Raw genomic sequence first — 25937 nt, 5'->3', positions numbered from 1 at the left:
CTGCAGCCGCCGGATCCTCGCGCGTAGACCATCCTTGACCAGCCATGATCATGGGTCTAGGTTCACGGGATCACCCGACGTGCACATGACGTGAAGGAGCACCGCCATGCCCCGGACCCGAGCCCTGGCGCTCACCGCCGCGACCCTTGCGGTCGGCGCCACCCTCTACGGAATCGGCGGTGCCTCCGCCGGCAACTCGGTGCCGCGCAGCGACAAGCAGATCCCCAACCTCACCAACGTCGTCACGGAGATCAAGGCGTACTACGGCGACACCGTGGACGCCGCCGGTGAGCACGACGCGTCGCCGCAGAGCAGCTACGCGCAGCAGGTCGCGGGCATCGAGAGCAAGGCGAAGGACTACCTCAAGGACACCCTGCGGCACGAGGGTCACGGAAACGGGAGCGGCTACGGGAACGGGCACGGTGCCAAGCCCGCGATCGTCCTCGACGTCGACGACACGACGCTGCTCACGTACAACTACGAGCTGGAGGTGGGCTTCAACTACACGCCCGCCACCAACGACACGTACATCCGCACCAAGAACATGGCGCCGGTCTTCGGCATGCCGGACCTCGTCAACTGGGCGTCGGACCACGGCATCACGGTCTTCTTCCTGACCGGCCGCCCCGAGGCGCAGCGCGACCCGTCCACCGCGAACCTCGCCGTCGCGGGCTACAAGCCGGCCGCCGACGCCGCGCACTTCTTCCTGAAGAACAAGACGAGCCCGCCGGCGTACCTGCCGTGCGGCGCGACCTGCACGACGGTCGAGTACAAGGCGGGCACCCGCAAGCACATCGAGTCGCTCGGCTACGACATCGTCGCCAACTTCGGCGACCAGTACAGCGACCTCGAGGGCGGATACGGGGACAAGACCTTCAAGCTCCCCAACCCCATGTACTTCCTGCCGTAGGCGCCCTGAGTTAGGCGCACCGTCCGGCCCGGCCGCGGCTCCAAGGGGCCGCCGGCCGGGTCGGCGTCGTCAGTCGAAGACATACGCCTCGACCTCGGCGAGGTAGCGGGCCCGCAGGGCCTCGTCACCGTCGAGGAACGCCGCCTCGAAGGAGTTGCGGGCCAGCCCGCGCAGCGTCTCGTCGTCCAGGCCGAGCGCGGCACGGACCGCGTCGTAGTTGTCGCCGGCGTATCCGCCGAAGTACGCGGGGTCGTCGGAGTTGACGGTCGCCAGCAGGCCGGCGTCGAGCATCGCGCGCAGCGGGTGGTCCTCGATGCGGTCGATGCAGCGCAGCCGGACGTTGGAGAGCGGGCACAGCGTGAGCGGGATGCGGTCGCGGACGAGGCGGGCGACGAGCTCCGGGTCCTCCAGGGAGCGCAGGCCGTGGTCGACGCGCTCGACGCCCAGGACGTCGAGGGCCTCCCAGATGTACGCGGGCGGCCCCTCCTCGCCCGCGTGGGCGACGCGGCGCAGCCCCTCGGCGGCGGCCCGCTCGTAGACCTCGCGGAACTTCGACGGCGGGTTGCCGACCTCGGCGGAGTCCAGCCCGACGGCGGAGATCCGGGAGAGGTACGGTTTTGCCGCCTCGAAGGTGTCCAGCGCGGACTGCGCGGACTCGTCGCGCAGGAAGCACATGATCAACTGGGTGCTGATGCCGTGCCGTTCCCGCCCGGCGTCCAGCGCGCGGGACAGCCCCTCGACGACGGTGCCGATGTCGACGCCGCGCGCGGTGTGCGCCTGCGGGTCGAAGAAGATCTCGGCGTGCCGTACGCCCTGTTCCGCGGCGCGCGCGAGATAGGCGTCGGCGAGGTCGGCGAAGTCGTCCTCGGTGCGCAGCACGGCCATCAGCGCGTAGTACAGGTCCAGGAAGGACTGCAGGTCCGTGAAGGAGTAGGCGCGGCGGAGTTCGTCGGCGTCGGCGTACGGCAGCGAGATCCCGCCGCGCGCGGCGAGCGCGAAGGCCAGTTCCGGCTCCAGGGTGCCTTCGATGTGGAGGTGCAGTTCAGCCTTGGGAATGGGCACAGGGGATTCACTTCACAGTCGGTACGGCGGCGAGGGGTCGTACAACGGTACAGGTCAGCGCGGTGCGATGGCCTGGGGGCGGGAGCCTCAGCCGTGGCGAGCCTCAGCCGGGGCGGGAGCCTCAGCCGGGGCAGGAGCTGCTGCCGCCCAGGGCGGCCATGGCGAGGCCGACCTGCGCGGGCGTCATGGCGGGCTCGGGCAGCGGGTGGGCGCGCTCGGCGCGGAAGCCGTCCAGCAGCAGCGCGAGATGACGCCGCCAGGCGCGCGGCGCGACCTCCCGGGTGGCCTGGGTGATCCGCGCCTGCGACCAGATGAGGAAGGCCAGGTCCTCGGGCGTGAGATCGGGGCGTACGGCACCGGCCCGCTGGGCCCGGTGCAGGATGTCGCGGCTGAGCTCGAAGATGCGCAGCCGCAGCCGTTCCACCTCGGGTGACGACGGCAGCCGCATCGACGCCAGGTCGTTGAACCCCCGGTCGCCGGCCTGCAGGGCGCACATGTCCTCCAGATACCCGGCGAACCCTTCCCAGGGATCGTCGGCGGCGGCCCCGCGCTCGGCCGCCGCCAGCCACTCGGCGAGCTTCTCGGCGAAGATCTCCTCGATGACGTCGAGCCGGGTCGGGAAGTGCCGGTAGAGGGTGCCGATGGCGACCCCGGCGCGCTTGGCGATCGACTCCAGCGGCGCGTCGATCCCGTCCTGCGCGAAGGCGGTGCGGGCGACCGCGATCAGTGCGTCGCGGTTGCGCTGCGCGTCGCGCCGCAGGACACGCTTCGGGCAGCGAGAGCGGTCGGAGTCGGACATGTCCGCCAGTCTACCGAACCGGAGGCATACCTCAGGTTCGGTGGTACGGTATTCAACCTGAGGAACATGAGGGTCGCCTCAGGTTCGTCCCCACATTCCGGCATCCCGACCTCCCGAAAAGAGTCCCCCCATGAACACCGTCCTCTGGGTCCTGCAGGGCGTTCTCGCCGCCGCCTTCCTCGCGTCCGGGCTGATGAAGGTCAGCCGGCCCAAGGAGAAGCTCGCCGACACGATGTCGTTCGTGAACGACTACTCGGCCGGGATGGTCAAGCTCATCGGCGCGGCGGAGGCCCTCGGCGCGATCGGCCTGATCCTCCCCGCCGCGACGGACATAGCGCCGATCCTCACCCCGATCGCCGCCACCGGCCTCGCCGTGACGATGGCCGGCGCGGCGAACTACCACCTCCGCAAGAAGGACACGGCGAAGGAGCTCCTCCCGTCGGTGGTCCTGCTGGTCCTCGCCGTGGTGATCGCGTGGGGCCGCTTCGGGCCGTATTCGTTCTGACCCGGCCCTGCGTCACGCCCTCACGTCACGCCCTCACGTCACCGTGATCTTGAGGGTGTGGACGATCTGGTCGGCCGCCGTCGTCATCAGGTCGGCGAGGCCGGGCGCCGTCCAGGAGACGAGGACCATGACGGCGCTCTCGATCCCCGGCGGGCGCACCCCGTAGGTGACGGTCTCCATCAGGGAGCGCTCACCGCTCTGCCCGGTCCCCCGGCCGGCCAGCCCCTGGCGGATGCGGACAGCCGGCCCCGCCGGAAGCACGGCCCGCTCCACCTCCGGTTCCTGGAAGTCGCCGGTCGCGAAGACCTCGGTGATCCAGTCCAGCGTGATCGACGGCACCTTGTCGTCGGGGTGGACGACATCCACCTCCAGCACCGCGAGCGCCTCCTCGAACCCCTCCGGATACAGCCCGAACGCGAACACCGGCTCCCGCCCCCGGCTGTCGGCGGCCCGCTCCCGCAGGTCGTACATCAGCGCGTCGGCGTCGACCTCCGCCGGCGCCGCCGCCAGCTTCGCCGCCTGCTCCAGCGCCCACGCGCCGAGGTCGATGCCCGGCTCCAGGGGCAGCGGGATCCAGTCCTCGGGGCATTCGATACCGACGTTCCACGTGTCGTCGTTCACTGGCTCATGCGCTCCACTTCAGGGACAGCGCCACGGCGTCTGAGGTCCTTCACACGTTCCCAGCTCTCCTTGGCGATCTTGACCGGGTCGACCGCGTCACCCACCCTGCCCCAGCCGGGCGGGCTCAGCCGGGCGGCGTTCAGCGGCGCTTCGGCACCGGGATGCGCATCAGGTCCTCCGCCACGGTCAGTTCACCCTCGAAGCCGGCCTCGCGCGCCTGCCGGCCGAAGAGCGAGGGGTCGGTGTAGCGCTGCGAGAAGTGGGTGAGGACGAGATGACGGACGCCGGCTTCGGCGGCCACCTGGGCGGCCTGACCCGCGGTCAGATGGCCGTGGTCGCGGGCGAGGTGTTCGTCCTCGTTGAGGAACGTCGACTCGATGACGAGGAGGTCGCAGCCCGCGGCCAGCGCGTGGACGCCGTCGCAGAGGCGGGTGTCCATGATGAAGGCGAAGCGCTGGCCGGTGCGGACCTCGCTCACCTCGTCGAGGGTCACCCCGTCGAGCACCCCGTCGCGCTGCAGCCGGCCCACGTCCGGGCCGGTGATGCCGTGTGCGGCGAGGCGCGCGGGGATCAGACGGCGGCCGTCGGGTTCGACGAGGCGGTAGCCGTAACTCTCGACGGGGTGCGAGAGCTTGGCCGCGGAGAGGGTGAAGGCCTCCGTGGTGGCCAGCACGCCGTCAGCGGCGACCGGCTCCTCGGTGATCACGGCCGTCTCGCGGTAGGCCGTCGAGTAGCGCAGCCGCTCGAAGAAGTGCTGCCCGCTCGCGGGGTAGTGGGCCGCGATCGGGTGCGGGACGCGGTCCAGGTTGATCCGCTGGATCACCCCGGCCAGACCGAGCGAGTGGTCACCGTGGAAGTGCGTGACGCAGATCCGGGTCAGGTCGTGCGCGGCCACGCCGGCCAGCAGCATCTGCCGCTGGGTGCCCTCTCCCGGGTCGAAGAGGATGCCCTCGCTGTCCCAGCGCAGCAGATAGCCGTTGTGGTTGCGGAGCCGGGTGGGGACCTGGCTGGCGGTGCCGAGCACCACGAATTCACGGATGGACAAGGCGGTTATCCGGGGGCCACTCAAGGCCGCGCCCACCGAGGACGTGCGCGTGCGCGTGGAACACGGTCTGGCCGGCGCCCGCGCCGGTGTTGAAGACGATCCGGTAGCCGCGGTCGACGGTCTTCTCCGCCGCCGCCACCTCGCCCGCCTCGCGCAGCACGTCGACGGCGGCCTGCGGGTCGCCGACCGCGAGCGCGGCGGCGTCCGCGTAGTGCACCTTCGGGATCACCAGCACATGCGTGGGCGCCTGCGGGTTGATGTCGCGGAACGCCACCGTCGTGTCGGTCTCGCGGACGATCGTCGCCGGGATGTCCCCGGCCGCGATCTTGCAGAACAGGCAGTCCGCCTGGGGTTCTCCCGCCACGGGTGCTTCTCCCTCTTCCATCGTGGAAACAGTGGTCGTCGAAAGGCGCATCGTATCGGCCGGACACCGCCCGGCACGGTCAGGACGGGCCCTACGGCAGGTGCGGCGGTGTCTTGGCCGGGTGCTCGGCGAGGGATGCCAGGGCCAGGTCGATGGCGGTGTCGAGCTGCGGATCGGTGCCCGCTGCCCAGTCCTGCGGGCGCTGCAGCACCTCGACGTCCGGGTCGACGCCGTGGTTCTCGACGTCCCAGCCGTAACCCTCGAACCAGAAGGCGTACTTGGGCTGGGTGACGGCCGTGCCGTCCACCAGGTCGTACCGGCTGTCGATGCCGACCACGCCGCCCCAGGTGCGGGTGCCGACGACCGGGCCGATGTTCAGGGCCTTGATCGCGGCGTTGACGATGTCGCCGTCCGAGCCGGAGAACTCGTTGGCGACGGCGACGACCGGTCCGCGCGGCGCGTCCAGCGGGTAGCTCTGCGCGCGCAGGCCGCGCGGCAGGTCCCAGCCGACGATGCGGCGCGCGAGCTTCTCGATGACGAGCTGCGACGTGTGCCCGCCGCGGTTCTCGCGGACGTCCACCACCAGGCCCTCGCGGGCGACCTCGACCCGCAGATCGCGGTGCAGCTGCGCCCAGCCGAAGCCGACCATGTCCGGGACGTGCAGATAGCCGAGCCGGCCCCCGGAGCGCTCGTGGACGTGGGCTCGGCGGCCCGCGACCCAGTCGTGGTACCGCAGCGGCTCCTCGTCGGCGAGCGGTACCACCACGACGTACCGGACCGGGCCGCCGTCCGCCGGGGCCACGGTCAGTTCGACGGGCTTGCCCGCCGTACCGGTCAGCAGCGGGCCGGGCCCGGCGACCGGGTCGACGGCGTGTCCGTCGACCGCCAGCAGGCTGTCACCGGCGCGCACCGCGACCCCGGGTGCGGCGAGCGGGGAGCGGGCCTGCGGGTCGGAGGACTCGCCGGGCAGCACGCGGACGAACTGCCAGCGGCCGTCCTCCGCGCGGGCGATGTCCGCGCCGAGCAGCCCCTGGCGGGTCAGCGCGTCCCGGTGGCCGCCGGGCGGGGTGACGTAGGCGTGCGAGGTGCCGAGTTCCCCCTGCACCTCCCACATCAGGTCCATGAGGTCGTCGTGGGTGGCGGCGCGCTCCAGGACGGGCTTGTAGCGCTCGCCGACCGCGTTCCAGTCGACGCCGCTCATGTCGGCGCGCCAGAAGTTGTCGCGCATCAGCCGGTGCGCCTCGGCGTACATCTGCCGCCACTCGTCCTGCGGCCGTACGGTCACCCGGATCCGCGACAGGTCGACGGTGATGTTCGCGTCCGAGTCGTCGTCGTCCGACGACTTGCTGTCGGCGGGTACGACGCGCAGCCGGCCGTTCGCGGCCAGCAGCACCTTGGTGCCGTCACCGGTGACGGCGAAGTCCTCGGCGTCGTCCGCGAGTTCCTCGACGCGCAGCTGCTTGAGGTCGTAGCGCTCCAGGACGCTGCCGGGCGGCTGCGCCTCGGGCGTGGCCAGGGCGGTGCCGAGGGTGCCGAGCAGCGGGTGGCGCAGCCAGAGCAGGCCGTTCTTGGCGGCGGTCAGCGAGGTGTACCGGCCGGCTTCGACGGGGAACGCGACGATGCGGTCGGCGATGCCCTCGAAGTCGACGCGGGTGGCCGGGACGCGGGGGCGGTCCTCGCCGTCGGCGCTCTCGGCGTCCTTCTCGCCCTCGGACTTGTCGTCCTTACCCTCGTCGTCCGGCTCCTCGACCGGGCGGCCGTGCCGCTGCGGACCGAAGGGCGACGGGGTGGTGGCGGCCAGCGTGATCAGGTGCGGGCGGCAGGCGTTGGGGAAGGACAGGTCGAAGACGTGGGCGTCGTAGACCGGGTCGAAGGCCCGCTCGGACAGGAACGCGAGATGCTTTCCGTCCGGGGTGAACGCGGGCGCGTAGTCGTTGAAGCGCAGCGGGGTCGCGTCGGCGACGGACAGGTCCGACGTGGCGGCGATCCTGAGCTGCCGCAGCGGGTCGGGGCCTGGGTGCGACCAGGCGAGCCAGGCCGAGTCCGGCGAGAACGCCAGACCGGTCACATCGCCCGCGTCGCTGGCCGCGACCTCGCGCACCTCGCCGGTCTGCGTCTCGACGAGCAGCACCCGGCCGTCGTGCGAGGCGACGGCGATCCGGTGCCCGTCCGGCGACACTTCGAGTTCCAGGACCCGGCCGAGGCGGCCGGCCGCCAGCCGGCGGGGGGTGGCGCCGGGTGCCAGACCGGCCGCGGGGGAGAGTTCGAGGGCGTCCTCGCCCTCGGCGTCGGTGACCCAGACGACCTGCTGGTCGCCCTCGCCGCCGAAGGTGCGCGGCAGCCGCGTCCTGACCCCCGGTTCCGCGGCGAGCGCGCGCGCCGGGCCGCCCCGGTGGGTGACCCAGTGGGTGGTGCCGCGGACCTCGACGGCGCTGCCGCGCCCGGTGTGGTCCGGGCGGGCGTCCCCGAGGTGGTGCGAGGCGCGGACCGGGTGCGGCTGGAGGTCGGTGCGCTGGCCGCCGAGGCGGACCTCTACCGGGCGCGGCGTGGCCGACTCCAGGTCGTCGAGCAGGTGGAGTTCACCGGCGGAGCTGTACACGACGCGGGTGCCGTCGGTCGCGGCCTGCCGGGCGTAGAAGCCGTCGAGGGGGGTGTGCCGGCGCAGGTCCGAGCCGTCCGGGAGGCTGGAGTAGAGCGCGCCGGTGCCTTCGTGGTCGGAGAGGAACGCAATGCGCCCCCAACCTTCGGCCGGGGGTGCCCCCGTCTCGCTTCGCTCGCCCACCCACAGCGGGGATTCGAGGTTGCCGTCGAGGTCCGCGTGCAGCCGCTCGAAGTCGCCGCCGCCCGTCAGGTCGATCCACAACTTGCCCGCCGTGCCGCCCCGGTAGCGCTTCCAGGCCGCGGCCTCGCGGCCCATCGTCGCCGACAGCAGCAGCACCGCGCCGTCGGGCCCGTACGCCAGATCGCCGACCGGCCCGTACGGCAGCGTGCGCGCGGGCCCGCCGTCCAGCGGCACCGCCCGCGCCCAGGTGCGGCGCAGCGAGGGCTGGCCCTGCGTGCTGATCGCGACGACCTCGCCGTCCGGCGTCCAGCCGCGCACCGAGGTCTTCACGCTGCCCCAGTGCGTCAGCCGCCGCGACGGGCCGCCGTCGACGGGGGCCACGTGCACCTCTGGCGCGCCGTCGCGGGTGGAGGTCCAGGCGACCGTCGTTCCGTCCGGCGAGATGCGCGGATGGTCGACCGGCATGTTGTCGGCGCTGACGCGCCAGGCGCGCCCGCCGTCGAGCGGCGCCACCCAGACGTCGTCCTCGGCGACAAAAGCGACCAACTCACCGTTTACATGCGGATACCGGAGGTACGAAGGCTGTGTCACTCCGCCACATTAACCATGATCGAGGACGCGAACGAGCGCTTTGTCTTCAGCTTCTGGCGGATGCGGCGGAGGTTTTGCCGGACGGCCCCGACGTCGCCGAGCAGTCGCCCAGTCCGTTCACGTCGAAGACCGTACGCTTGCCGACCTGCGCGGTCAGCCGGCCGCGCACGCAGCGGCCGTCGAGTTGCTCCGTCACCCGGCCGGTGACGGTGATCTTCTGCTTGTCGGTGGTCTCGCCCTGACAGTCCACGGACGCGACACCCTTGACCGGTACGCCGGACACCCGCGGGCTCGCCGTGCCGGAGGCGGTCGTGGCGCCGTCCACCGAGGCGTGGCACGACATCCACTGCACCTTGATCCCGTGGTCCTGCAACGCCCGGGTGCCCAGCTGGTCCGTGGTGATCGACACCGCCGAAGCGGTCATCCCACTCGCCGGATCGCACGCCACCACTCCGCCGAACGCGGCCAGTGCGAGGCCTCCGGCCACTCCCCACTGCTGTAAACGCTTCATACCGGCAGGGTCCCGCCGTCCCGCCCCGCGCACATCGCCCACACGACGTAGAACGCCCCTTACGGGACCGGGATTTCGCCACACAGCCGGCGGTCCTCGGCGTTCTTCGAGCGGTCTTCGACCCCGTCGGCCGGAACCGCTCAGGACCAGCGGCCGGTGCGCCCGAGGAGCAGCGCGGTCGCGGCGACCCCGGCGGTCGAGGTCCGCAGCACCGTCGCGCCCAGCCGGTACGGCTTGGCCCCGGCGGCGGCGAAGGCGGCGAGCTCATCGGGCGAGACCCCGCCCTCCGGGCCGACGACGAGCACGATGTCGCCCTCGGACGGCAGCGCGGCATCGGCCAGCGGCGCGGAGCCCTCCTCGTGCAGGACGGCGGCGAACGCCGCCCCGCCGAGCAGACCCGCCAGCTGCCGGGTCGTCATCGGCTCCGTGACCTCGGGGAACCGCAGCCGCCGCGACTGCTTCGCGGCCTCCCGCGCCGTGGAACGCCACTTCGCGAGCGCCTTGGCACCCCGGTCGCCGCGCCACTGCGTGATGCACCGGGACGCCGCCCACGGCACGATCGCGTCGACACCGGTCTCCGTCATCGTCTCCACGGCCAGCTCGCCGCGGTCGCCCTTCGGCAGCGCCTGGACGACGGTGATCCGCGGGGCCGGCGCCGGTTCGGTGCGCAGCTCCGAGACGGCGACCTCCAGCCGGTCCTTGCCCTCGACGGAAGCGACCACGCCGTACGCTCCGGCGCCCTCGCCGTCCGTCAGGACGATCTCCTCGCCGACCGCGAGCCGCCGCACGGACACCGCGTGCCGCCCCTCGGCACCGGACAGCACCAGCCGTCCGCCGCTCCGCGACCCGTCCCGCAACTGCCCGGGTTCGACGATGAATACCGGCGCGGTCATCCGAAGGCCTTCCGTGCTGCGTTGAGTTCTTCCATGAGCACGGCGACGAGTTCGCCCGCCGGCAGGTCGCGGGCCAGCCGGTGTCCCTGCCCCGCCCACAGCGCCATCGCCTGCGGATCACCGGCCGCCGCGGCGGCCTTGCGGATGCCCGCGGTCAGATGGTGGATCTGCGGATATCCGGCGGGCGCGTACGGCCCGTGCTCGCGCATGAAGCGATTGACCAGCCCGCGCGCCGGACGCCCGGAGAACGCCCGGGTGAACTCGGTGCGGGCGTAGACCGGGTCGGTGACGGCGCGCTTGTGCAGCGCGTTGGCCCCGGACTCGGGAGAGACGAGGAAGGCGGTGCCCAGCTGCGCGGCGTCCGCGCCCACCGCCAGGACGGCCGCGATCTGGTTGCCGCGCATCAGCCCGCCCGTCGCGATGATCGGCAGCTGGACGGCGTCACGGACCTGCGGAACGAGCGACAGCAGCCCGAACCCCGCGTGGTCCAGCTCCGGATCGTCCCGGTGGGTGCCCTGGTGGCCGCCCGCCTCCGTCCCCTGCACGCACACCGCGTCGGCGCCCGCCCACTGGGCGGCGAGCGCCTCACCGGGTGTGGTGACCGTGACCACGGTGTACGTCCCGGCCTTCGCGAACGCGTCGAAGACCGGCCGGTCAGGGCAGCCGAACGTGAAGCTGACGACGGGGACCGGATTGTCCAGCAGGATCGCGACCTTGGCGTCGTACGCGTCGTCCTGCCCCGATTCGGGGTCGCCGAGCGGGGTGGAGTACCAGGCGGCCTCGCCCGCGAGCTGCTCGGCGTAGACCTCGACGGCGGACCGGTCGGCGGTGTCGGGCTGCGGAGTGAAGAGATTCACGCCGAAGGGGTTCGACGTCAGGCCGCGCAGCTGCCGGATCTCCTCGTACATCGCTTCCGGCGTCTTGTACCCGGCGGCGAGGAAACCCAGGCCGCCGGCGTCACTCACGGCCGCGGCGAGCCGCGGGGTGGACCCGCCGCCGGCCATCGGCGCCTGGATGATCGGGAACGCCGAGAACGACGAGAGATCGGTCAACGCGGACATACGCCCATCGTTTCACGCCGGGCGGGCCCGAACAGGTCGGGCCCGCCCAATGGGGGTACCCCCGGCCGGAGGCCGGGGGACGGTCGGAGCCGGCGGCCCCGCCGGACGCCGCCGATGGCCTCAGCGGCCGTTGAAAGCGTCCTTCAACCGGGAGAACAGCCCCTGCTGGCCGGGCTGGAAGTGACCGGTGGGCCGCTCCTCGCCGCGCAACTTGGCCAGCTGCCGCAGCAGGTCCTCCTGCGCGGCGTCGAGCTTGTTGGGCGTGATGACCTCGACGTGCACGATCAGGTCACCACGGCCGCCGCCCCGCAGATGGGTCACCCCGCGCTGGTGCAACGGGATCGACTGGCCGGACTGGGTACCGGGCCGGACGTCGATCTCCTCCATGCCGTCGAGCGTCTCCAGCGGGCACTTCGTGCCCAGGGACGCCGCCGTCATCGGGATCGTGACCGTGCAGTGCAGATCGTCGCCGCGCCGCTGGAAGGTCGGGTGCGGAAGCTCCCGGATCTCCACGTACAGGTCACCGGCGGGGCCGCCGCCGGGGCCGACCTCGCCCTCGCCCGCCAGCTGGATGCGGGTGCCGTTGTCGACGCCCGCCGGAATCTTGACCGTGAGCGTACGGCGGGACCTGACCCGGCCGTCGCCCGCGCACTCCGGGCACGGCGTCGGCACCACGGTGCCGAAGCCCTGGCACTGCGGGCACGGCCGCGAGGTCATGACCTGGCCCAGGAAGGACCGGGTGACCTGCGAGACCTCACCGCGGCCACGGCACATGTCGCAGGTCTGCGCCGCCGTACCGGGCGCGGCGCCCTCGCCGGAGCAGGTGCCGCACGTCACCGCCGTGTCGACCTGGAGGTCCTTGGTGGTGCCGAAGGCCGCCTCGTCCAGCTCGATCTCCAGCCGGATCATGGCGTCCTGGCCGCGCCGGGTCCGCGATCGCGGCCCGCGCTGCTGGGACTGCCCGAAGAAGGCGTCCATGATGTCGCTGAAGTTGCCGAAACCGGCTCCGAAGCCGCCCGCGCCACCGCCGCCGGAGGACGACAGAGGGTCGCCGCCCAGGTCGTAGACCTGCTTCTTCGCCGGGTCCGAGAGCACCTCGTACGCGGCGTTGATCTCCTTGAAGCGCTCCTGGGTCTTCGGATCCGGATTCACATCCGGATGCAGCTCGCGCGCGAGGCGGCGGAAGGCCTTCTTGATCTCGTCCTGTCCGGCGTCACGGCGCACGCCAAGGACCGCGTAATAGTCCGTGGCCACCTACGACTCCGCCAGGATCTGTCCGACGTAACGTGCCACTGCGCGTACCGCTCCCATCGTTCCGGGGTAGTCCATGCGGGTCGGTCCGACCACACCGAGTTTGGCGACTGCCTCGTCGCCCGAACCGTAGCCGACCGCCACAACGGATGTGGAATTCAAGCCCTCGTGAAAATTCTCATGCCCGATCCGCACGGTCATGCCCGAGTCGTTGGCCTCGCCGAGGAGCTTGAGGAGCACCATCTGCTCCTCAAGGGCCTCCATGACCGGCCGGATCGTCAGCGGGAAGTCGTGGTTGAAGCGCGTCAGGTTCGCCGCGCCGCCGAGCATGATGCGCTCCTCGGTCTCCTCGACGAGCGTCTCCAGCAGCGTCGCCAGCAGGATCGACACCGACGGCCGGTCGTCGTACTCGAAGCCGTCCGGCAGATCCGCCACCAGCGGCGGGACGTCCGCGAACCGGCGGCCCACCACCCGGGCGTTCAGCCGGGCCCGCACATCGGCGAGCAGCGTGTCGCTCATCGGCGCCGGGCAGTCGATGAGCCGCTGCTCGACCCGTCCGGTGTCGGTGATGAGGACCAGCATGATCCGGGCCGGGGCCAGCGCCAGGAGCTCGACGTGCCGCACCGAGGAGCGGGTGAGCGACGGGTACTGGACGACGGCGACCTGCCGGGTGAGCTGCGCGAGCAGCCGTACGGTGCGGCCCACCACGTCGTCGAGGTCCACCGCGCCGTCCAGGAAGTTCTGGATCGCGCGCCGCTCGGCGGACGTGAGCGGCTTCACCCCGGCTAGTTTGTCGACGAACAGCCGGTAGCCCTTGTCCGTCGGGATCCGGCCCGCACTGGTGTGGGGCTGGTGGATGTAGCCCTCGTCCTCCAGCGCCGCCATGTCGTTGCGCACCGTGGCCGGCGAGACGCCCAGGCCATGGCGCTCGGTGAGCGCCTTGGAGCCGACCGGCTCCTCGGTGCCCACATAGTCCTGGACGATGGCGCGCAGTACTTCGAGTCTGCGTTCGCTGAGCATCGCGCACACCTCCAGCCGTAGATCCCGCACCAGCACTGCCGTGGCCTGGCACTCATCCGATACGAGTGCCAGCATCCCCCGCAGTCAGTGTACGGCGGAGTAGCAAGGCCCCGGCAAGGGTCGCAACGGTAGCGCGCGGGGAGGGTCCCCCGGCGATAGCGTCACAGGGTGGATACCGCAGAGTCCGGCGCCGACGGCTGGGAGCACCTGGCTCCCGGCGTCGCCCGCCGCCGTCTTCCCTTCCTCGACGTCACGATCGGCCTGGTCGTCGGTGACGAGGGCGTACTGCTCATCGACACCGGCTCCACCCTCGCCGAGGGCGCTCGACTACGGCTGCAGGTGCGGGAACTGACCGGCCGCCCTGTGACGCACATCGCTCTCACCCACGCCCACTTCGACCATGTCTTCGGCGCCGCCGCCTTCTCCGGGGTGCGGGTGTACGGGCACCGGGCACTCGACGGCTGCCTGGAGCGCGGCCGCGACGCGCTCCGCGAGGACGCGGTCACGCACGGCGTCGACCCCGGGCCCGCGGCCGAGGCGGCGGACGTCCTGGTGCGCCCGGACCGGCTCGTCAACGACGGGTACGAACTCGGCCTCGGCGGCGGCCGCACCGCCCTGCTCTTCCACCCCGGCACCGGCCACACCACCCACGACCTGGCCGTGTACGTGCCCGGAACGCCCGCCGTCGTGTTCTGCGGCGACCTCGTCGAGGAGTCCGGCGAACCGCAGGCGGGCCCCGACGCCGTCCCCGCCGCCTGGCCCGCCACCCTCGACCGGCTGCTGGCGGTGGGCGGCGAGACCGCCGTCTACGTCCCCGGCCACGGCGCCGCCGTGGACGCCCGCTTCGTCCGCGCCCAACGCGACGCCCTGACGGCCCGGTTCACCGCGTCGTAGCCCCCGCCCAGGACGCTGTCCTGGATACGATCCGCCCATGCGCAGCAGAGAGTACGGTCCCGACCTCACCCCGCCCTGGAAGAAGAGCGTGCCCGCGCCCGAGGTGGCGGCGGAGCCGGATCTGGTGGTGGAGGAGGTCTCGACGGGCTTCTGCGGGGCGGTGGTCCGCTGCGAGAAGACGGCGGAGGGGCTGACCGTGACGCTGGAGGACCGCTTCGGCAAGCACCGGGTCTTCCCCATGGAGCCGCGCGGCTTCCTGCTCGACGGCGAACCCGTCACCCTCGTCCGCCCCCGCACCGGCGGTCCCGGCGCGCAGCGCGGGCCGCTGCTGTCCGCGTCGGGCTCGATCGCGGTCCAAGGCGCCCGCGCCCGGGTGGCGCGGGCGGGGCGGATCTACGTGGAGGGCCGGCACGACGCGGAGCTGGTCGAGCGGGTCTGGGGCCACGACCTGCGCGTCGAGGGCATCGTCGTCGAGTACCTGGAGGGCATCGACGACCTGCCGGCGATCGTCGCCGCGTTCTCCCCCGGCCCGGACGCACGGCTCGGCGTCCTCGTCGACCACCTGGTGCCGGGCTCCAAGGAGTCCCGGCTCGCGAGCCAGGTCTCCGGCGTCGCCGACGTCCTCGTCGTCGGCCACCCCTACATCGACGTCTGGGAGGCCGTGAAGCCCTCCTCCGTCGGCATCCCCGCCTGGCCCTCGGTACCGCGCGGCCAGGACTGGAAGACCGGCGTCTGCGAAGCGCTGGGCTGGCGGGAGACCACCGGCGAGGCCTGGCAGCGGATCCTGGCGTCGGTCCACACGTACAAGGACGTGGAACCGGCGCTCCTGGGAGCTGTCGAGCACCTCATCGACCACGTGACGATGGGCTCTGCCGCACCGTGACCCAGCGCTGCCCGTCGTCGTTCCCACGAAGGGATCTGGTCGAATGCTCTCCGCCTGCGCGGAGGTGAGCCGTCGATCAGTTCGTCCACTCGGCCGAGCAGAGCGTTGTCCCCGCCGGCGCGGGGGTGGCCTCAGTCGACCAGGTCCCGCACCACCGCGTCGGCCAGCAGGCGCCCCCGCAACGTCAGTACGGCCCGCCCGTCGGCGTAAGGACCGGCCTCCAGGAGACCGTCCGTTACCGCCTTCGCCGCGGCCGCCGCCCCCGCCGGTGCCAGCAACCCCAGCGGGCACCCCGCCGCCAGCCGCAGCTCCAGCAGGATCCGCTCGACGCGCCGGTCCTCGTCCGCCAGCAGCTCCCGTCCCGCGCCGGGGCTGCGCCCCTCGGACAGCGCCTGCGCGTACGCGCCCGGGTGCTTGACGTTCCACCACCGCACGCCGCCGACGTGGCTGTGCGCGCCGGGGCCCGCGCCCCACCAGTCCGCGCCGGTCCAGTACAGCTCGTTGTGCCGGCAGCGCCCCGCTTCGGTCGTCGCCCAGTTCGACACCTCGTACCAGTCGAATCCGGCCGCGGCGAACCGCTCGTCGGCGATCAGGTACCGGTCGGCGTGCACGTCGTCGTCGGTCATCGGCACCTCGCCGCGGCGGATCCGCCGCGCCAGCTGGGTGCCCTCCTCGACGATCAGGGCGTACGCGGAGACGTGGTCGGGTCCGGCGCCGATCGCCGCGTCCAGCGAGGCCCGCCAGTCGTCGTCCGACTCGCCCGGCGTGCCGTAGATCAGGTCCAGGTTGACGTGGTCGAAGCCGGCGGCGCGCGCCTCCGCGACACAGGCCTCCGGCCGGCCCGGGGTGTGTTTGCGGTCCAGGATCTTCAGGACGTGCTGCTTGGCGCTCTGCATGCCGAACGAGATCCGGTTGAAGCCGCCCGCCCGCAGCTCCGCGAGGTAGGCCGGGTCGACGGACTCGGGGTTGGCCTCCGTGGAGATCTCCGCGCCCGGCGCGAAGCCGAACTCGGCGCGGATCGCGGCCAGCATCCGGACCAGGTCGGCGGCCGGGAGCAGCGTCGGGGTGCCGCCGCCGACGAAGACGGTCTCGACCTGGCGCGGGTCGTCGCCGAGCACCTTGCGGGCGAGCCGGACCTCGTCGATCAGGTGGTCCGCGTAGTTCTCCCGTGAGGCGAGGACCCCGCCGGAGCCGCGCAGCTCGCTCGCGGTGTAGGTGTTGAAATCGCAGTAGCCGCAGCGCGTGGCGCAGTACGGGACGTGCAGATAGAACCCCAGCGGCCGGGCGCCCGCCCCTGCGAGCGCGCTCGCGGGCAGCGCCCCGTCCTCGGGCATCGGCTCACCATCAGGCAGTACGGAAGGCATGACCCCATTGTCCGCCCCCGGCGGCGGCGCTCGTCCCACCCGCTCGGGGACGGACCGCCGCCGGGCTCGCCCGGCCTGGTCTCAGGCCTCGCGCGATCCCGCGTACATGTCGTCGATCAGCGACTGGAACTCGCGCTCGACGACCGGCCGCTTGAGCTTGAGGCTCGGGGTCAGGTCGCCGTGTTCGACGTCGAGGTCGCGGGGCAGCAGCCGGAACTGCTTGATCTGCTGCCAGCGCTGCAGGTCCTCGTTGACCCGCGCCACATAGCCCTCGATCATCTCGCGGGCCTGCGGGGAGGCGACGACCTCGGCGTAGCTCCGTCCCTCGAGCCCGTTCTCGGTGGCCCAGCCGAGGATCGTCGGCTCGTCCAGGGCGAGCAGCGCGGTGCAGAAGTTGCGGTCCGCGCCGATCACCAGGACGTTGCTGACGAACGGACAGACCGCCTTGAACTGGCCTTCCACCGCGGCGGGCGCGATGTACTTGCCGTTCGAGTTCTTGATGATGTCCTTCTTGCGGTCGGTGATCGTCAGGAAGCCGTCCGCGGACAGCTCGCCGATGTCACCGGTGTGGAACCAGCCGTCGGGCTCGAGGACCTCGGCGGTCTTCTCCGGCAGCCCGTGGTAGCCCTGCATGATGCCGGGGCCGCGCAGCATGATCTCGCCGTCCTCGGCGATCCGGACCTCGAGGCCGGGCAGCGGCTTGCCGACGGTGCCGGTGCGGTACGACTCACCGGGGTTGACGAAGCTGGCGGCGCTGGACTCGGTGAGCCCGTAGCCCTCCAGGATGTGGATGCCGACGCCGGAGAAGAAGTAGCCGATCTCGGGCGACAGCGCGGCGGAGCCGGAGACGCAGGCCCGCAGGTTGCCGCCGAACGCCTCGCGGATCTTGGCGTAGACGAGCTTGTCGGCCACGGCGTGCTTCGTGGACAGCCCGAAGGGGGCGCTGGCCTTGCCGGTGAGGCGCAGGTTGTTCTGGGTGACCTTGGCGTACTCGCGGGCCACTTCCGAGGCCCACTTGAAGATCTTGTACTTGGCGCCGCCGCCCGCGCGGGCCTTGGCCGCCACGCCGTTGTAGACCTTCTCGAAGATCCTGGGCACGGCCGCCATGTAGGTCGGCTGGATCAGCGGCAGATTGGTGATGATCCTGTCGACCCGGCCGTCCACGGCGGTGACGTGGCCGATGGTGATGTGGCCGGCGGTGAGCACCTTGCCGAAGACGTGCGCCAGCGGCAGCCACAGGTACTGGACGTCGTTCTCGTCGAGCAGGCCGACCGACTGGATCGCGCGGGCCATGTAGGCCCAGCAGTCGTGCGGCAGCCGGACGCCCTTGGGGCGGCCGGTGGTGCCGGAGGTGTAGATCAGCGTCGCGAGCTGGTCGCGGGTGATGGCACCGACGGCGTCCTTGACGGCCTCCGGGTGCTTCTCCAGATACGCCGTTCCGCGCCGCTCCAGCTCGTCGAGCGAGAGCACCCAGCCGTCACCGGAACCGTCGGCGCCCTCGACGCCGGTGGCGTCGATCACGACCACATGGGCGAGCTCCGGAAGCTCCGCCCGCCGCTCGCGGGCCTTGCCGACCTGTACGGCGTCTTCCGCGATCAGCACGCGGCTGCCCGAGTCGGCGAGGATGAAGGCCGTCTCGTCGGCGTTGGTGCTGGGGTAGATCGTCGTCGTGGCCGCACCCGCGCACAGCACTCCGAGGTCGGCGAGGATCCACTCGACCCGGGTCGCGGAGGCGATGGCCACCCGCTCCTCGGGACGGATCCCGAGGTCCATCAGACCGGCCGCGATGGCGAACAACCGTCCCGAGGCCTGGCCCCAGGTCAGCGAACGCCAGCTGTCCGGGCCCCCGGCCGCGTCGATCACGGGGTAGCGGTATGCCTCCGCGTCGGGAGTCGACTCCACCCGTTCGAGGAAGAGTGTCGCCACGGATGGCGGTCGGGTCTCGATCAGCGTCTGTGTCTCTGTCACGACATCCTCCGGGCCCGCGCCTGCTCTGTTAACTCACCAGTAACCTCTGCGTCGCGATCAGAGTAGAGGCCCATCGCCCGGCGCGTAAGGGGCTCAGGGCCGCTCGTTGCAACCGTAACCAATCGTGTAGGTGCCAGGTACATGCTTCGGACGCGTCGCAGGTGGGGGTTGTGCCCGCGAACCGGGCCGGATGCGCGGAGGGCGCCCCTCCGTTTCCGGTGGGGCGCCCTGGGCGCGGAGTGTGACGCGAAGAACTACTTCTTGCCCTTGCTCTCGCTGCCGCCGCCGTCGGAGTCCGTGGACAGCACCGCGATGAAGGCCTCCTGCGGGACCTCCACGCTGCCGACCATCTTCATCCGCTTCTTGCCTTCCTTCTGCTTCTCCAGCAGCTTGCGCTTACGGGAGATGTCGCCGCCGTAGCACTTGGCGAGCACGTCCTTGCGGATCGCGCGCACCGTCTCACGGGCGATGACGCGGCTGCCGACCGCGGCCTGGATCGGGATCTCGAAGTTCTGCCGCGGGATCAGCTTGCGCAGCTTGTCGACCATCCGGACGCCGTACGCGTACGCCTTGTCCTTGTGCAGGATGGCGGAGAACGCGTCCACCTTGTCGTGGTGCAGCAGGATGTCGACCTTGACGAGGTCGGCGGTCTGCTCGCCCTTGGGCTCGTAGTCCAGCGACGCGTAGCCGCGGGTCTTGGACTTCAGGTTGTCGAAGAAGTCGAAGACGATCTCGGCCATCGGCAGGTCGTAGCGCAGCTCGACGCGGTCCGCCGACAGGTAGTCCATCCCGAGCAGCGAGCCGCGGCGGGACTGGCAGAGCTCCATGATCGCGCCGACGAACTCGTTGGGCGCGAGGATCGTCGACTTCACCATCGGCTCGTACACCGAGGTGATCTTGCCCTCGGGGAACTCGCTCGGGTTGGTGACGATGTGCTCGGAGCGGTCCTCCATCACCACGCGGTAGACCACGTTGGGCGCGGTGGCGATCAGCTCCAGGCCGAACTCGCGCTCCAGCCGCTCGCGGACCACGTCGAGGTGCAGCAGGCCGAGGAAGCCGACGCGGAAGCCGAAGCCGAGCGCGGCGGACGTCTCCGGCTCGTAGACCAGCGCGGCGTCGTTGAGCTGGAGCTTGTCCAGCGCCTCGCGCAGCTCCGGGTAGTCCGAGCCGTCGAGCGGGTACAGGCCGGAGAACACCATCGGCTTGGGATCCTTGTAGCCGCCCAGGGCCACGGTGGCGCCCTTGGACTGCGACGTGATCGTGTCACCGACCCTGGACTGCCGGACGTCCTTCACACCGGTGATGATGTAGCCGACCTCACCGACCCCGAGGCCGTCGGAGGGCGTCATCTCCGGACCGGAGATGCCGATCTCCAGCAGCTCGTGGGTCGCGCCGGTCGACATCATCTGGATGCGCTCGCGCTTCTTGAGCTCACCGTCCACGACCCGCACGTACGTGACCACGCCACGGTAGGAGTCATAGACCGAGTCGAAGATCATCGCGCGGGCCGGGGCCTCGGAGATGTTGGCGCCGACCGGGGCCGGCACCTTCTTCACGACCTCGTTCAGCAGGTCGCCCACGCCGACGCCGGTCTTCGCGGAGACCTTGAGCACATCGGACGGCTCGCAGCCGATGATGTGCGCCAGCTCCTCGGCGAACTTCTCCGGCTGGGCGGCCGGCAGGTCGATCTTGTTGAGCACCGGGATGATCGCGAGGTCGTTCTCCAGCGCCAGGTACAGGTTGGCGAGGGTCTGGGCCTCGATCCCCTGCGCCGCGTCGACCAGGAGGACGGTGCCCTCGCAGGCGGCGAGCGACCGCGAGACCTCGTACGTGAAGTCCACGTGGCCCGGAGTGTCGATCATGTTCAGGATGTGGGTCGGGGCCGTGGCGTCGCCGTCCGTGGGCGCCCAGGGCAGCCGGACCGCCTGGGACTTGATCGTGATGCCACGCTCACGCTCGATGTCCATGCGGTCGAGATACTGGGCACGCATCTGCCGCGGATCGACCACACCGGTCAGCTGGAGCATCCGGTCGGCGAGCGTCGACTTGCCATGGTCGATGTGCGCGATGATGCAGAAGTTACGGATCAGCGCCGGGTCGGTACGGCTCGGCTGCGGAACATTGATCGGGGTCGCGGGCACGCAGGGTCCTGTTTCTCGACGCTTGACGTCTGACGTCTGTAGGCGGATCGATACGTTGACCCCCATCGTCCCATGACTGGAGGCCTGGGACCGGTTTGGGAGGTCGTGCGGGCGGCTGGTAGCCTGGAGCACTGTGCCTCGTGCCCTGTGACCCGAGGCGCTCAGTCAAGTGTCTATGCAAAGTACCCGAACCTGAGAAGGCTCTTTCGTGGCGAACATCAAGTCCCAGATCAAGCGGAACAAGACCAACGAGAAGGCGCGCCTGCGCAACAAGGCGGTCAAGTCCTCCCTCAAGACCGCGATCCGCAAGGCCCGCGAGGCCGCGGCGACCGGTGACGTCGAGAAGGCCACCATCGCCAACCGCGAGGCCGCGCAGAAGCTCGACAAGGCCGTCAGCAAGGGCGTCATCCACAAGAACCAGGCCGCGAACAAGAAGTCCGCGCTGGCTCACAAGGTCGCCTCGATCAAGGCCTGACCGTTTGACCGGGGCCCCTGGGCCCCAGCTCGCCGGAAACGGAACCAGCGGCCCCTCTACCGCCCGGACCGGCAACCGAAAGACATCGCGCCGCGCTCGGCCGTTCGCCACGCGGGTGCGGCGCACACAGCATCATCCGAAGGCCCCGCAGCCATCCTCACGGGACGGCAGCGGGGCCTTCGGCGTTGCCCTATCCTCACGGCATGTCGACGCCGCCTGATCAGCCGAGCGCCTACCCGTATCCGGGTCCCCAGTCCGCCGCGCAGCCCTCGCCCGGGTTCGGGCCGCCGGTTCCGGCCCAGCAGAACCCGTACGCGCAGCCCGCGCCGCACCAGGTACCGCAGCAGCCGGGCCAGCCAGGGTCGTACTACGGGCCGCAGGGTCCGCCGATACCGCAGCTGCCTCCGCCGCCGGGCGGTGGCTCCGGCGCCGGGAAGGCCGTGCTGTGGGCGGCCGTCGGCGCGGTGGTCGCGTCCGCGCTCTGGGGCGGCGGGGTGCTCCTGCTCGGCGGGAAGGACAAGGACACCGCGACCGCCGACCTCAAGGGCTACAAGATCCAGTCCGATGTCTGCACGGCCACCGACGTCTCGGCCTTCAAGGGCAAATACCCGGAGAACGACAGCTCCCCGGTGACGTACACGCTCAAGCACGACGCACTGGACGACATGTACTGCGACATGGACCTGAAGATGTCGGGGTCTGGCTACGCGGACGCCTATCTGAACACCACGGTGCAGCTGCACAAGGTGACCGATCCGTCGGCCGAGTTCGTGGCGCGGTGGGAGAGCTACACACAGCGCAAGGGCGACTACAAGGCCGAGAAGGTCCCCGGCCTCGGTGACGCGGCCTATCTGGTCACCGAGGACACGATCAGCGGCTCGTCGGGCTCGCGCTCGGTGACGCTGGCCGTACGGGACGGCTGGATGACGTACCAGATGGCCTGGAGCATGTACCTGTCCTCGCTCGACAAGGACAAGACCCCGCCGACGGTGAGCGAGGTCACCAGCTGGGTGAAGAGCTCCACCACCGCGACGCTGGCCAAGCTGAAGAACTGAGCGGGGCGGACGGAGCGGGCCGGGGCGGGCCGGGTCCGGCCGGAGACCTACCGGACCGCCCGCGACCGCAGGAGCAGCCGGCCGGGCTGCTACGAGCGGTCGCGGGCGGCGCGGGCCACCGCCACGACGGCCTTCTCCAGGGCGTAGGCGGGGTCCGCGCTGCCGCCCTTGACCGCGGCGTCCGCCTCGGCGACGGCGCGCAGCGCGGCGGAGACTCCGTCGCCGGTCCAGCCGCGCATCTGCTGGCGCACCCGGTCGATCTTCCACGGGGGCATGCCCAGGTCACGGGCGAGCTGGCCGGGGTTGGCGCCGCGCGGGGCGGAGGCGAGCTTGCCGATGGCGCGCACGCCCGAGGCGAGGGCGAAGGTGATGCCGGGCAGCGGCTGGCCCACCGAGAGGGCCCAGCGCAGCCGCTCCAGCGCCTCCGCGGTCCGGCCGGTGACGGCGAAGTCGGCGACCTCGAAGCCGGTGGCCTCGGCGCGGCCGGTGTAGTAGCGGGTGACGACGGCCTCGTCGATCGTCCCCTCGACGTCGGCGACGAGCTGGGCGGCGGCGCTGGCCAGCTCGCGCAGGTCGCTGCCGATGGCGTCGACCAGCGTCTGGGTGGCCTCGGGGGTCGCGGAACGGCCCAGGGTGCGGAACTCGCTCCGGACGAACGCCAGCCGGTCGGCCGGCTTGGTCATCTTCGGGCAGGCGACCTCGCGGGCCCCCGCTTTGCGGGCCGCGTCCAGCAGGGCTTTGCCCTTGGCACCGCCCGCGTGCAGCAGCACCAGGGTGATCTCCTCGGCGGGCGCGTCCAGGTACGCCTTCACGTCCTTGATCGTGTCCGCGCCGAGGTCGTGCGCGTCGCGCACGATGACGACCTTGCGCTCGGCGAAGAGCGAGGGGCTGGTCAGCTCAGCGAGGGTGCCGGGCTGCAGCACTCCGGGGGCGAGGTCGCGCACATCGGTGTCGGCGTCGGCGGCGCGCGCCGCCACGATCACCTCCCGCACGGCGCGGTCGAGCAGCAGGTCCTCCTGGCCCACGGCGAGCGTGAGCGGAGCGAGCAGATCGTCTGGGGAACTCTTCCTGGCCATCGCCGACCAGCATCCCACGGGGTACTGACAGCGGCGGCCATGGCGGAGAATGGTCCGGTGAGCGACGTACGACATGTCCTGGTGCTGCCCGACCGCGATGCCGCCGAGGAGGCCGCCGAGGCGGCCATGGAGCGTTTCGGCCTCCCCTTCGAGCCACAGCTCGTCCGTGACGCGCTGGCCGGCGAGGACGACGCCGAGGACGCCCAGTGGCTGGTCGTGGTGGAGGACGAGGAGGGCCGCCTCGAGGGCGCCGCCCTGCACGCCCTGGCGGAGGAGTTCGACGGCTGGCGGGAACAGCCCCGCGAGTAGCGCCGCGCGTGGCCGGACGCCGGACGGGGCCCAGGTCAGGAGATCTGCCGGACGGGGCCTAGGTCCGGAGATCTGCCGGGCGAGGCCTAGGTCCGGAGATGTAGGGCCGCGGCCCATGGTGGCGTCCGCGGGCGTTCGGTAGCGTCCCGGGGCATGACGACCCCTGCCGCACCGCTCACGCCTGCCGCCTCTTCCGCCGCTGCCGTCCCGCCCCTTCCGGACGGGCCCCGGAGCCTGAAGCAGCGCAAGGACGAGGCGCTGCACCGGCTCGAACACGACGCGGACGTCTGGGTGGCCACCGCCGACGCCCAGGGGGCACCGTGCCTGGTGCCGCTGTTCTTCCTGTGGGACGGCGAGGCGCTGTGGCTGTCCACCCGCGGTACGAATCCCACCGGCCGCAATCTGCGGGACAGCGGGCTGGTGCGGGTCTGCCTGGGGCACACCCGTGACGTCGTCCAGATCGACGCCACGGCCAGCACCCTGACCGCGGCGGAGCTGCCCGTCGAAATCGGTGACGCCTTCGCCGCGAAGGGCGACTGGGATCCGCGCGGCGACGGACCGTCCTACCTGTGGTTCCGGGTCCAGCCGCACACCGTCCAGGCCTGGGGCACGGTGGCCGAGTTGAAGGAGCGGGACCTGATGCGGGATGGGCAGTGGCTGCTCTAACAGGAATCTATCGAGTTCGATAGCTCGGGTGATCCATTGCTTCGCATACACCATGGAACGGCAATATTGACGACGGATTTCGTTGTTCTGAATCTCTTGACGCGTTCTTGGCGCCCGGGGTTTGATGCCGGGGATGAAGCGGCCGTTCCGCTTCGATTTTCCCTGGACCGGAGGCGGTAAGCCCCCTCAGCACCATCCGATCGGACCCCGCATGACTGACACGCTGCGTCCTCCGCACTCCCCCATCGCGCCGCCCGTCACCCCGCCGAAGGCCCTCACCCGGTCCATCGGCGTGGTCGGCGGCACGCTGCTGACGCTGTCCTGCCTGACGCCCGCCTCGTCGCTCTTCGTCATCGTGCCGGGCCTCTTCGGGGATCTGGGTACCGGGACGGCGCTGACCATCGTGATCGCGGCCGTCCTGTGCATCGCGGTGGCCTTCTGCTACTCCGAGCTGGGCACCCTCATCCCGAGCGCGGGCGGCGAGTACGCCATGGTCGGGACGCTGATCGGCCGGCTGGCGGGCTGGATCGTCTTCATCCTGTCGCTGATCGTGGTGATGATCGTGCCGCCGATCATCGCGCTCGGCACCGGCGAGTACCTCGAACCGATCATGCACATCAACGCCCAGTGGGCGGGCGCGGGCGTCATGCTGCTCGCCACCGTCATGGGCCTGCTCGATCTGCGGGCGAACGCCTGGATCACCGGCGTCTTCCTGGTCCTCGAGGTCATCGCGGCCGGGGTCGTCGCCGTCCTCGGCTTCTCGCACTCCTCCCGTTCTGCGTCCACGCTCATCCACCCGGTCGTCGAGGCGACGGGCGGTGCTCCGGGCAGCCCGGCCACCGCCGCCCTCACCGGCGGCGCGATCGTCGCGGGGCTGGCCGTGGCGCTCTTCGTGCTGCAGGGCTTCAGCACCGCGGTGTACCTGTCGGAGGAGATGGAGAACCCGCGCCAGAACGTCTCACGGACCGTGCTGTGGACGCTGGGCATCGGTGCCGTGGTCGTCATCGTCCCCACCATCGCGATCACGCTGGGCGCGCCCGACATGCACACGCTGACCGAGGGCAACCTCTCGGCGATGGTGAAGGCCTGGAGCAACTCCGCGGTGGGTACGTTCGTCAGCCTGTGCATCGCGCTGGCGATCATCAACGCGGGCATCGTCATGGTCATCCAGAACTCCCGGGTGCTCTACGCCTCCGCCCGCGACCGCGCCTGGCCGCGGCCGGTCAACAAGGCGTTCTCCACCCTGAACAGCCGCTTCGGCTCCCCGTGGGTGGCCACCCTGGCGGTCGGCGTGCCGGGTGCGGCGCTCTGCTTCGCGCCGCTGGACACGCTCACCAACGTCACCGGCGTCGCGGTCGCCGGAATGTATCTGCTGGTCGCGATCGGCGCCCTCGCCTCACGGCGCGGCAGGCACAAGTCGCGGCCCGCGTGGCGGATGCCGCTGTGGCCCGTGATCCCGGCGGTCCTGATCCTGGTGATGGCGTACGTCCTGTACGTGCAGGAGATCAAGGACCTCGCGATCACCGGCGGCATCGTGGCCGTCGCCTGTCTGTACTGGCTGTTCTACCTGCGGCCCCGCCAGGACACCCGCTGGGTGATCACGGTGCCGGAGGAGCAGCTGGGTCTGGAGGACGAGCCCGCGCCCGCCACGGCGGGCTGAGAACAGCGCGATGGTGCGGCGGCGCGGTAAG

Annotated in this window: 24 protein-coding genes; 9 read left to right on the top strand and 15 right to left on the bottom strand. The window is 71.4% G+C overall.

All coding sequences use genetic code 11. The features are described 5' to 3' along the window. The first annotated feature begins 106 nt into the window (after positions 1 to 106). Positions 107 to 910: an HAD family acid phosphatase gene (locus LNW73_RS22060; RefSeq protein WP_250975851.1), complete on the top strand. Its 804-nt coding sequence runs from the start codon at positions 107 to 109 to the stop codon at positions 908 to 910. A 69-nt stretch (positions 911 to 979) separates the two neighbouring features. Here the strand turns inward: LNW73_RS22060 and LNW73_RS22055 are convergent, their stop codons facing one another. Beyond that, on the bottom strand, positions 980 to 1972 hold the full coding sequence (locus LNW73_RS22055) for an adenosine deaminase (RefSeq protein ID WP_250991073.1): 993 nt from the start codon (positions 1970 to 1972) through the stop codon (positions 980 to 982). Between the two features lie 121 nt (positions 1973 to 2093). Continuing rightward, positions 2094 to 2771 (bottom strand): TetR/AcrR family transcriptional regulator, encoded by a 678-nt coding sequence (locus LNW73_RS22050; protein ID WP_250991072.1) that lies wholly within the window; start codon positions 2769 to 2771, stop codon positions 2094 to 2096. A gap of 130 nt (positions 2772 to 2901) precedes the next feature. Here LNW73_RS22050 and LNW73_RS22045 point away from each other — a divergent pair, with 130 nt between their 5' ends. Beyond that, positions 2902 to 3276 (top strand): DoxX family protein, encoded by a 375-nt coding sequence (locus tag LNW73_RS22045; RefSeq protein ID WP_250991071.1) that lies wholly within the window; start codon positions 2902 to 2904, stop codon positions 3274 to 3276. 33 nt (positions 3277 to 3309) lie between these two features. On the opposite strand, the gene LNW73_RS22040 is transcribed toward LNW73_RS22045, so the two are convergent. The 9 genes from LNW73_RS22040 to hrcA form a co-directional block, all read right to left on the bottom strand. After that, the gene (locus LNW73_RS22040; RefSeq protein WP_250991070.1) at positions 3310 to 3897 is read right to left on the bottom strand and encodes a hypothetical protein; all 588 of its coding nucleotides are present in this window, start codon (positions 3895 to 3897) and stop codon (positions 3310 to 3312) included. A 139-nt stretch (positions 3898 to 4036) separates the two neighbouring features. Further along, the gene (locus LNW73_RS22035; RefSeq protein ID WP_250991069.1) at positions 4037 to 4942 is read right to left on the bottom strand and encodes a ribonuclease Z; all 906 of its coding nucleotides are present in this window, start codon (positions 4940 to 4942) and stop codon (positions 4037 to 4039) included. Continuing rightward, positions 4929 to 5306: a histidine triad nucleotide-binding protein gene (locus LNW73_RS22030; protein ID WP_250991068.1), complete on the bottom strand. Its 378-nt coding sequence runs from the start codon at positions 5304 to 5306 to the stop codon at positions 4929 to 4931. The genes LNW73_RS22035 and LNW73_RS22030 overlap by 14 nt, the downstream gene beginning before the upstream one ends. 91 nt (positions 5307 to 5397) lie before the next feature. Next, positions 5398 to 8679 (bottom strand): S41 family peptidase, encoded by a 3282-nt coding sequence (locus tag LNW73_RS22025; protein WP_250991067.1) that lies wholly within the window; start codon positions 8677 to 8679, stop codon positions 5398 to 5400. 46 nt (positions 8680 to 8725) lie between these two features. Beyond that, positions 8726 to 9190: a hypothetical protein gene (locus LNW73_RS22020; protein WP_250991066.1), complete on the bottom strand. Its 465-nt coding sequence runs from the start codon at positions 9188 to 9190 to the stop codon at positions 8726 to 8728. Between the two features lie 140 nt (positions 9191 to 9330). Next, positions 9331 to 10083, bottom strand: a complete 753-nt coding sequence (locus LNW73_RS22015; RefSeq protein ID WP_250991065.1) for a 16S rRNA (uracil(1498)-N(3))-methyltransferase — start codon at positions 10081 to 10083, stop codon at positions 9331 to 9333. Next, the gene (locus tag LNW73_RS22010) at positions 10080 to 11144 is read right to left on the bottom strand and encodes a nitronate monooxygenase (RefSeq protein ID WP_250991064.1); all 1065 of its coding nucleotides are present in this window, start codon (positions 11142 to 11144) and stop codon (positions 10080 to 10082) included. The genes LNW73_RS22015 and LNW73_RS22010 overlap by 4 nt, the downstream gene beginning before the upstream one ends. Before the next feature lie 120 nt (positions 11145 to 11264). Continuing rightward, positions 11265 to 12398: a molecular chaperone DnaJ gene (gene dnaJ, locus LNW73_RS22005; protein WP_138353165.1), complete on the bottom strand. Its 1134-nt coding sequence runs from the start codon at positions 12396 to 12398 to the stop codon at positions 11265 to 11267. Then, a complete protein-coding gene (gene hrcA / locus LNW73_RS22000) occupies positions 12399 to 13415 on the bottom strand; it encodes a heat-inducible transcriptional repressor HrcA (RefSeq protein ID WP_138353257.1) in 1017 nt (338 codons plus the stop codon). A 168-nt stretch (positions 13416 to 13583) separates the two neighbouring features. On the opposite strand from hrcA, the gene LNW73_RS21995 reads away from it, so the two are divergent. Together LNW73_RS21995 and LNW73_RS21990 are read left to right on the top strand one after the other, a co-directional pair. Then, positions 13584 to 14309, top strand: coding sequence for an MBL fold metallo-hydrolase (locus LNW73_RS21995; RefSeq protein WP_250991063.1), 726 nt, complete (start codon positions 13584 to 13586; stop codon positions 14307 to 14309). Between the two features lie 37 nt (positions 14310 to 14346). Further along, positions 14347 to 15192: a DUF3097 domain-containing protein gene (locus LNW73_RS21990; protein WP_250991062.1), complete on the top strand. Its 846-nt coding sequence runs from the start codon at positions 14347 to 14349 to the stop codon at positions 15190 to 15192. Between the two features lie 131 nt (positions 15193 to 15323). On the opposite strand, the gene hemW is transcribed toward LNW73_RS21990, so the two are convergent. The 3 genes from hemW to lepA all read right to left on the bottom strand — a co-directional run bounded on the left by hemW (position 15324) and on the right by lepA (position 20665). Continuing rightward, on the bottom strand, positions 15324 to 16556 hold the full coding sequence (gene hemW, locus LNW73_RS21985; protein ID WP_250991061.1) for a radical SAM family heme chaperone HemW: 1233 nt from the start codon (positions 16554 to 16556) through the stop codon (positions 15324 to 15326). An 81-nt stretch (positions 16557 to 16637) separates the two neighbouring features. Further along, positions 16638 to 18524, bottom strand: coding sequence for an AMP-dependent synthetase/ligase (locus LNW73_RS21980; RefSeq protein ID WP_250991060.1), 1887 nt, complete (start codon positions 18522 to 18524; stop codon positions 16638 to 16640). A gap of 254 nt (positions 18525 to 18778) precedes the next feature. After that, the gene (gene lepA, locus LNW73_RS21975; protein ID WP_250975866.1) at positions 18779 to 20665 is read right to left on the bottom strand and encodes a translation elongation factor 4; all 1887 of its coding nucleotides are present in this window, start codon (positions 20663 to 20665) and stop codon (positions 18779 to 18781) included. 208 nt (positions 20666 to 20873) lie between these two features. Here lepA and rpsT point away from each other — a divergent pair, with 208 nt between their 5' ends. Together rpsT and LNW73_RS21965 are read left to right on the top strand one after the other, a co-directional pair. Beyond that, positions 20874 to 21140 (top strand): 30S ribosomal protein S20, encoded by a 267-nt coding sequence (gene rpsT / locus LNW73_RS21970; RefSeq protein ID WP_250975867.1) that lies wholly within the window; start codon positions 20874 to 20876, stop codon positions 21138 to 21140. Between the two features lie 203 nt (positions 21141 to 21343). Continuing rightward, on the top strand, positions 21344 to 22195 hold the full coding sequence (locus LNW73_RS21965; protein WP_250991059.1) for a hypothetical protein: 852 nt from the start codon (positions 21344 to 21346) through the stop codon (positions 22193 to 22195). Positions 22196 to 22284: 89 nt separating this feature from the next. Here LNW73_RS21965 and holA read toward each other — a convergent pair whose 3' ends face one another. Beyond that, a complete protein-coding gene (gene holA, locus LNW73_RS21960; RefSeq protein WP_250991058.1) occupies positions 22285 to 23271 on the bottom strand; it encodes a DNA polymerase III subunit delta in 987 nt (328 codons plus the stop codon). 57 nt (positions 23272 to 23328) lie between these two features. On the opposite strand from holA, the gene LNW73_RS21955 reads away from it, so the two are divergent. The 3 genes from LNW73_RS21955 (at position 23329) to LNW73_RS21945 (ending at position 25906) form a co-directional block, all read left to right on the top strand. Further along, positions 23329 to 23580: a hypothetical protein gene (locus tag LNW73_RS21955; RefSeq protein WP_138353157.1), complete on the top strand. Its 252-nt coding sequence runs from the start codon at positions 23329 to 23331 to the stop codon at positions 23578 to 23580. A 153-nt stretch (positions 23581 to 23733) separates the two neighbouring features. Next, the gene (locus LNW73_RS21950; RefSeq protein ID WP_250991057.1) at positions 23734 to 24246 is read left to right on the top strand and encodes a pyridoxamine 5'-phosphate oxidase family protein; all 513 of its coding nucleotides are present in this window, start codon (positions 23734 to 23736) and stop codon (positions 24244 to 24246) included. A 211-nt stretch (positions 24247 to 24457) separates the two neighbouring features. Continuing rightward, positions 24458 to 25906, top strand: a complete 1449-nt coding sequence (locus LNW73_RS21945) for an APC family permease (RefSeq protein WP_250991056.1) — start codon at positions 24458 to 24460, stop codon at positions 25904 to 25906. The last annotated feature ends 31 nt before the right edge of the window (positions 25907 to 25937 follow it).

This window comes from Streptomyces sp. RKAG337 (assembly GCF_023701715.1).
In the GTDB taxonomy this organism is placed as follows: domain Bacteria; phylum Actinomycetota; class Actinomycetes; order Streptomycetales; family Streptomycetaceae; genus Actinacidiphila.
This window is presented reverse-complemented; position numbering and strand designations above follow the sequence as displayed.

Excerpts from the sequence above, each read along its gene's own strand:
- LNW73_RS22045 (WP_250991071.1), top strand. The coding sequence starts at position 2,902 with ATGAACACCGTCCTCTGGGTCCTGCAGGGCGTTCTCGCCGCCGCCTTC.
- LNW73_RS22050 (WP_250991072.1), bottom strand. The coding sequence starts at position 2,771 with ATGTCCGACTCCGACCGCTCTCGCTGCCCGAAGCGTGTCCTGCGGCGC.
- hrcA (WP_138353257.1), bottom strand. The coding sequence starts at position 13,415 with ATGCTCAGCGAACGCAGACTCGAAGTACTGCGCGCCATCGTCCAGGAC.
- LNW73_RS21990 (WP_250991062.1), top strand. The coding sequence starts at position 14,347 with ATGCGCAGCAGAGAGTACGGTCCCGACCTCACCCCGCCCTGGAAGAAG.
- LNW73_RS22020 (WP_250991066.1), bottom strand. The coding sequence starts at position 9,190 with ATGAAGCGTTTACAGCAGTGGGGAGTGGCCGGAGGCCTCGCACTGGCC.
- hemW (WP_250991061.1), bottom strand. The coding sequence starts at position 16,556 with ATGCCTTCCGTACTGCCTGATGGTGAGCCGATGCCCGAGGACGGGGCG.
- LNW73_RS21950 (WP_250991057.1), top strand. The coding sequence starts at position 23,734 with ATGACGACCCCTGCCGCACCGCTCACGCCTGCCGCCTCTTCCGCCGCT.
- LNW73_RS22060 (WP_250975851.1), top strand. The coding sequence starts at position 107 with ATGCCCCGGACCCGAGCCCTGGCGCTCACCGCCGCGACCCTTGCGGTC.
- LNW73_RS21965 (WP_250991059.1), top strand. The coding sequence starts at position 21,344 with ATGTCGACGCCGCCTGATCAGCCGAGCGCCTACCCGTATCCGGGTCCC.
- holA (WP_250991058.1), bottom strand. The coding sequence starts at position 23,271 with ATGGCCAGGAAGAGTTCCCCAGACGATCTGCTCGCTCCGCTCACGCTC.
- LNW73_RS22010 (WP_250991064.1), bottom strand. The coding sequence starts at position 11,144 with ATGTCCGCGTTGACCGATCTCTCGTCGTTCTCGGCGTTCCCGATCATC.
- LNW73_RS22015 (WP_250991065.1), bottom strand. The coding sequence starts at position 10,083 with ATGACCGCGCCGGTATTCATCGTCGAACCCGGGCAGTTGCGGGACGGG.
- LNW73_RS21945 (WP_250991056.1), top strand. The coding sequence starts at position 24,458 with ATGACTGACACGCTGCGTCCTCCGCACTCCCCCATCGCGCCGCCCGTC.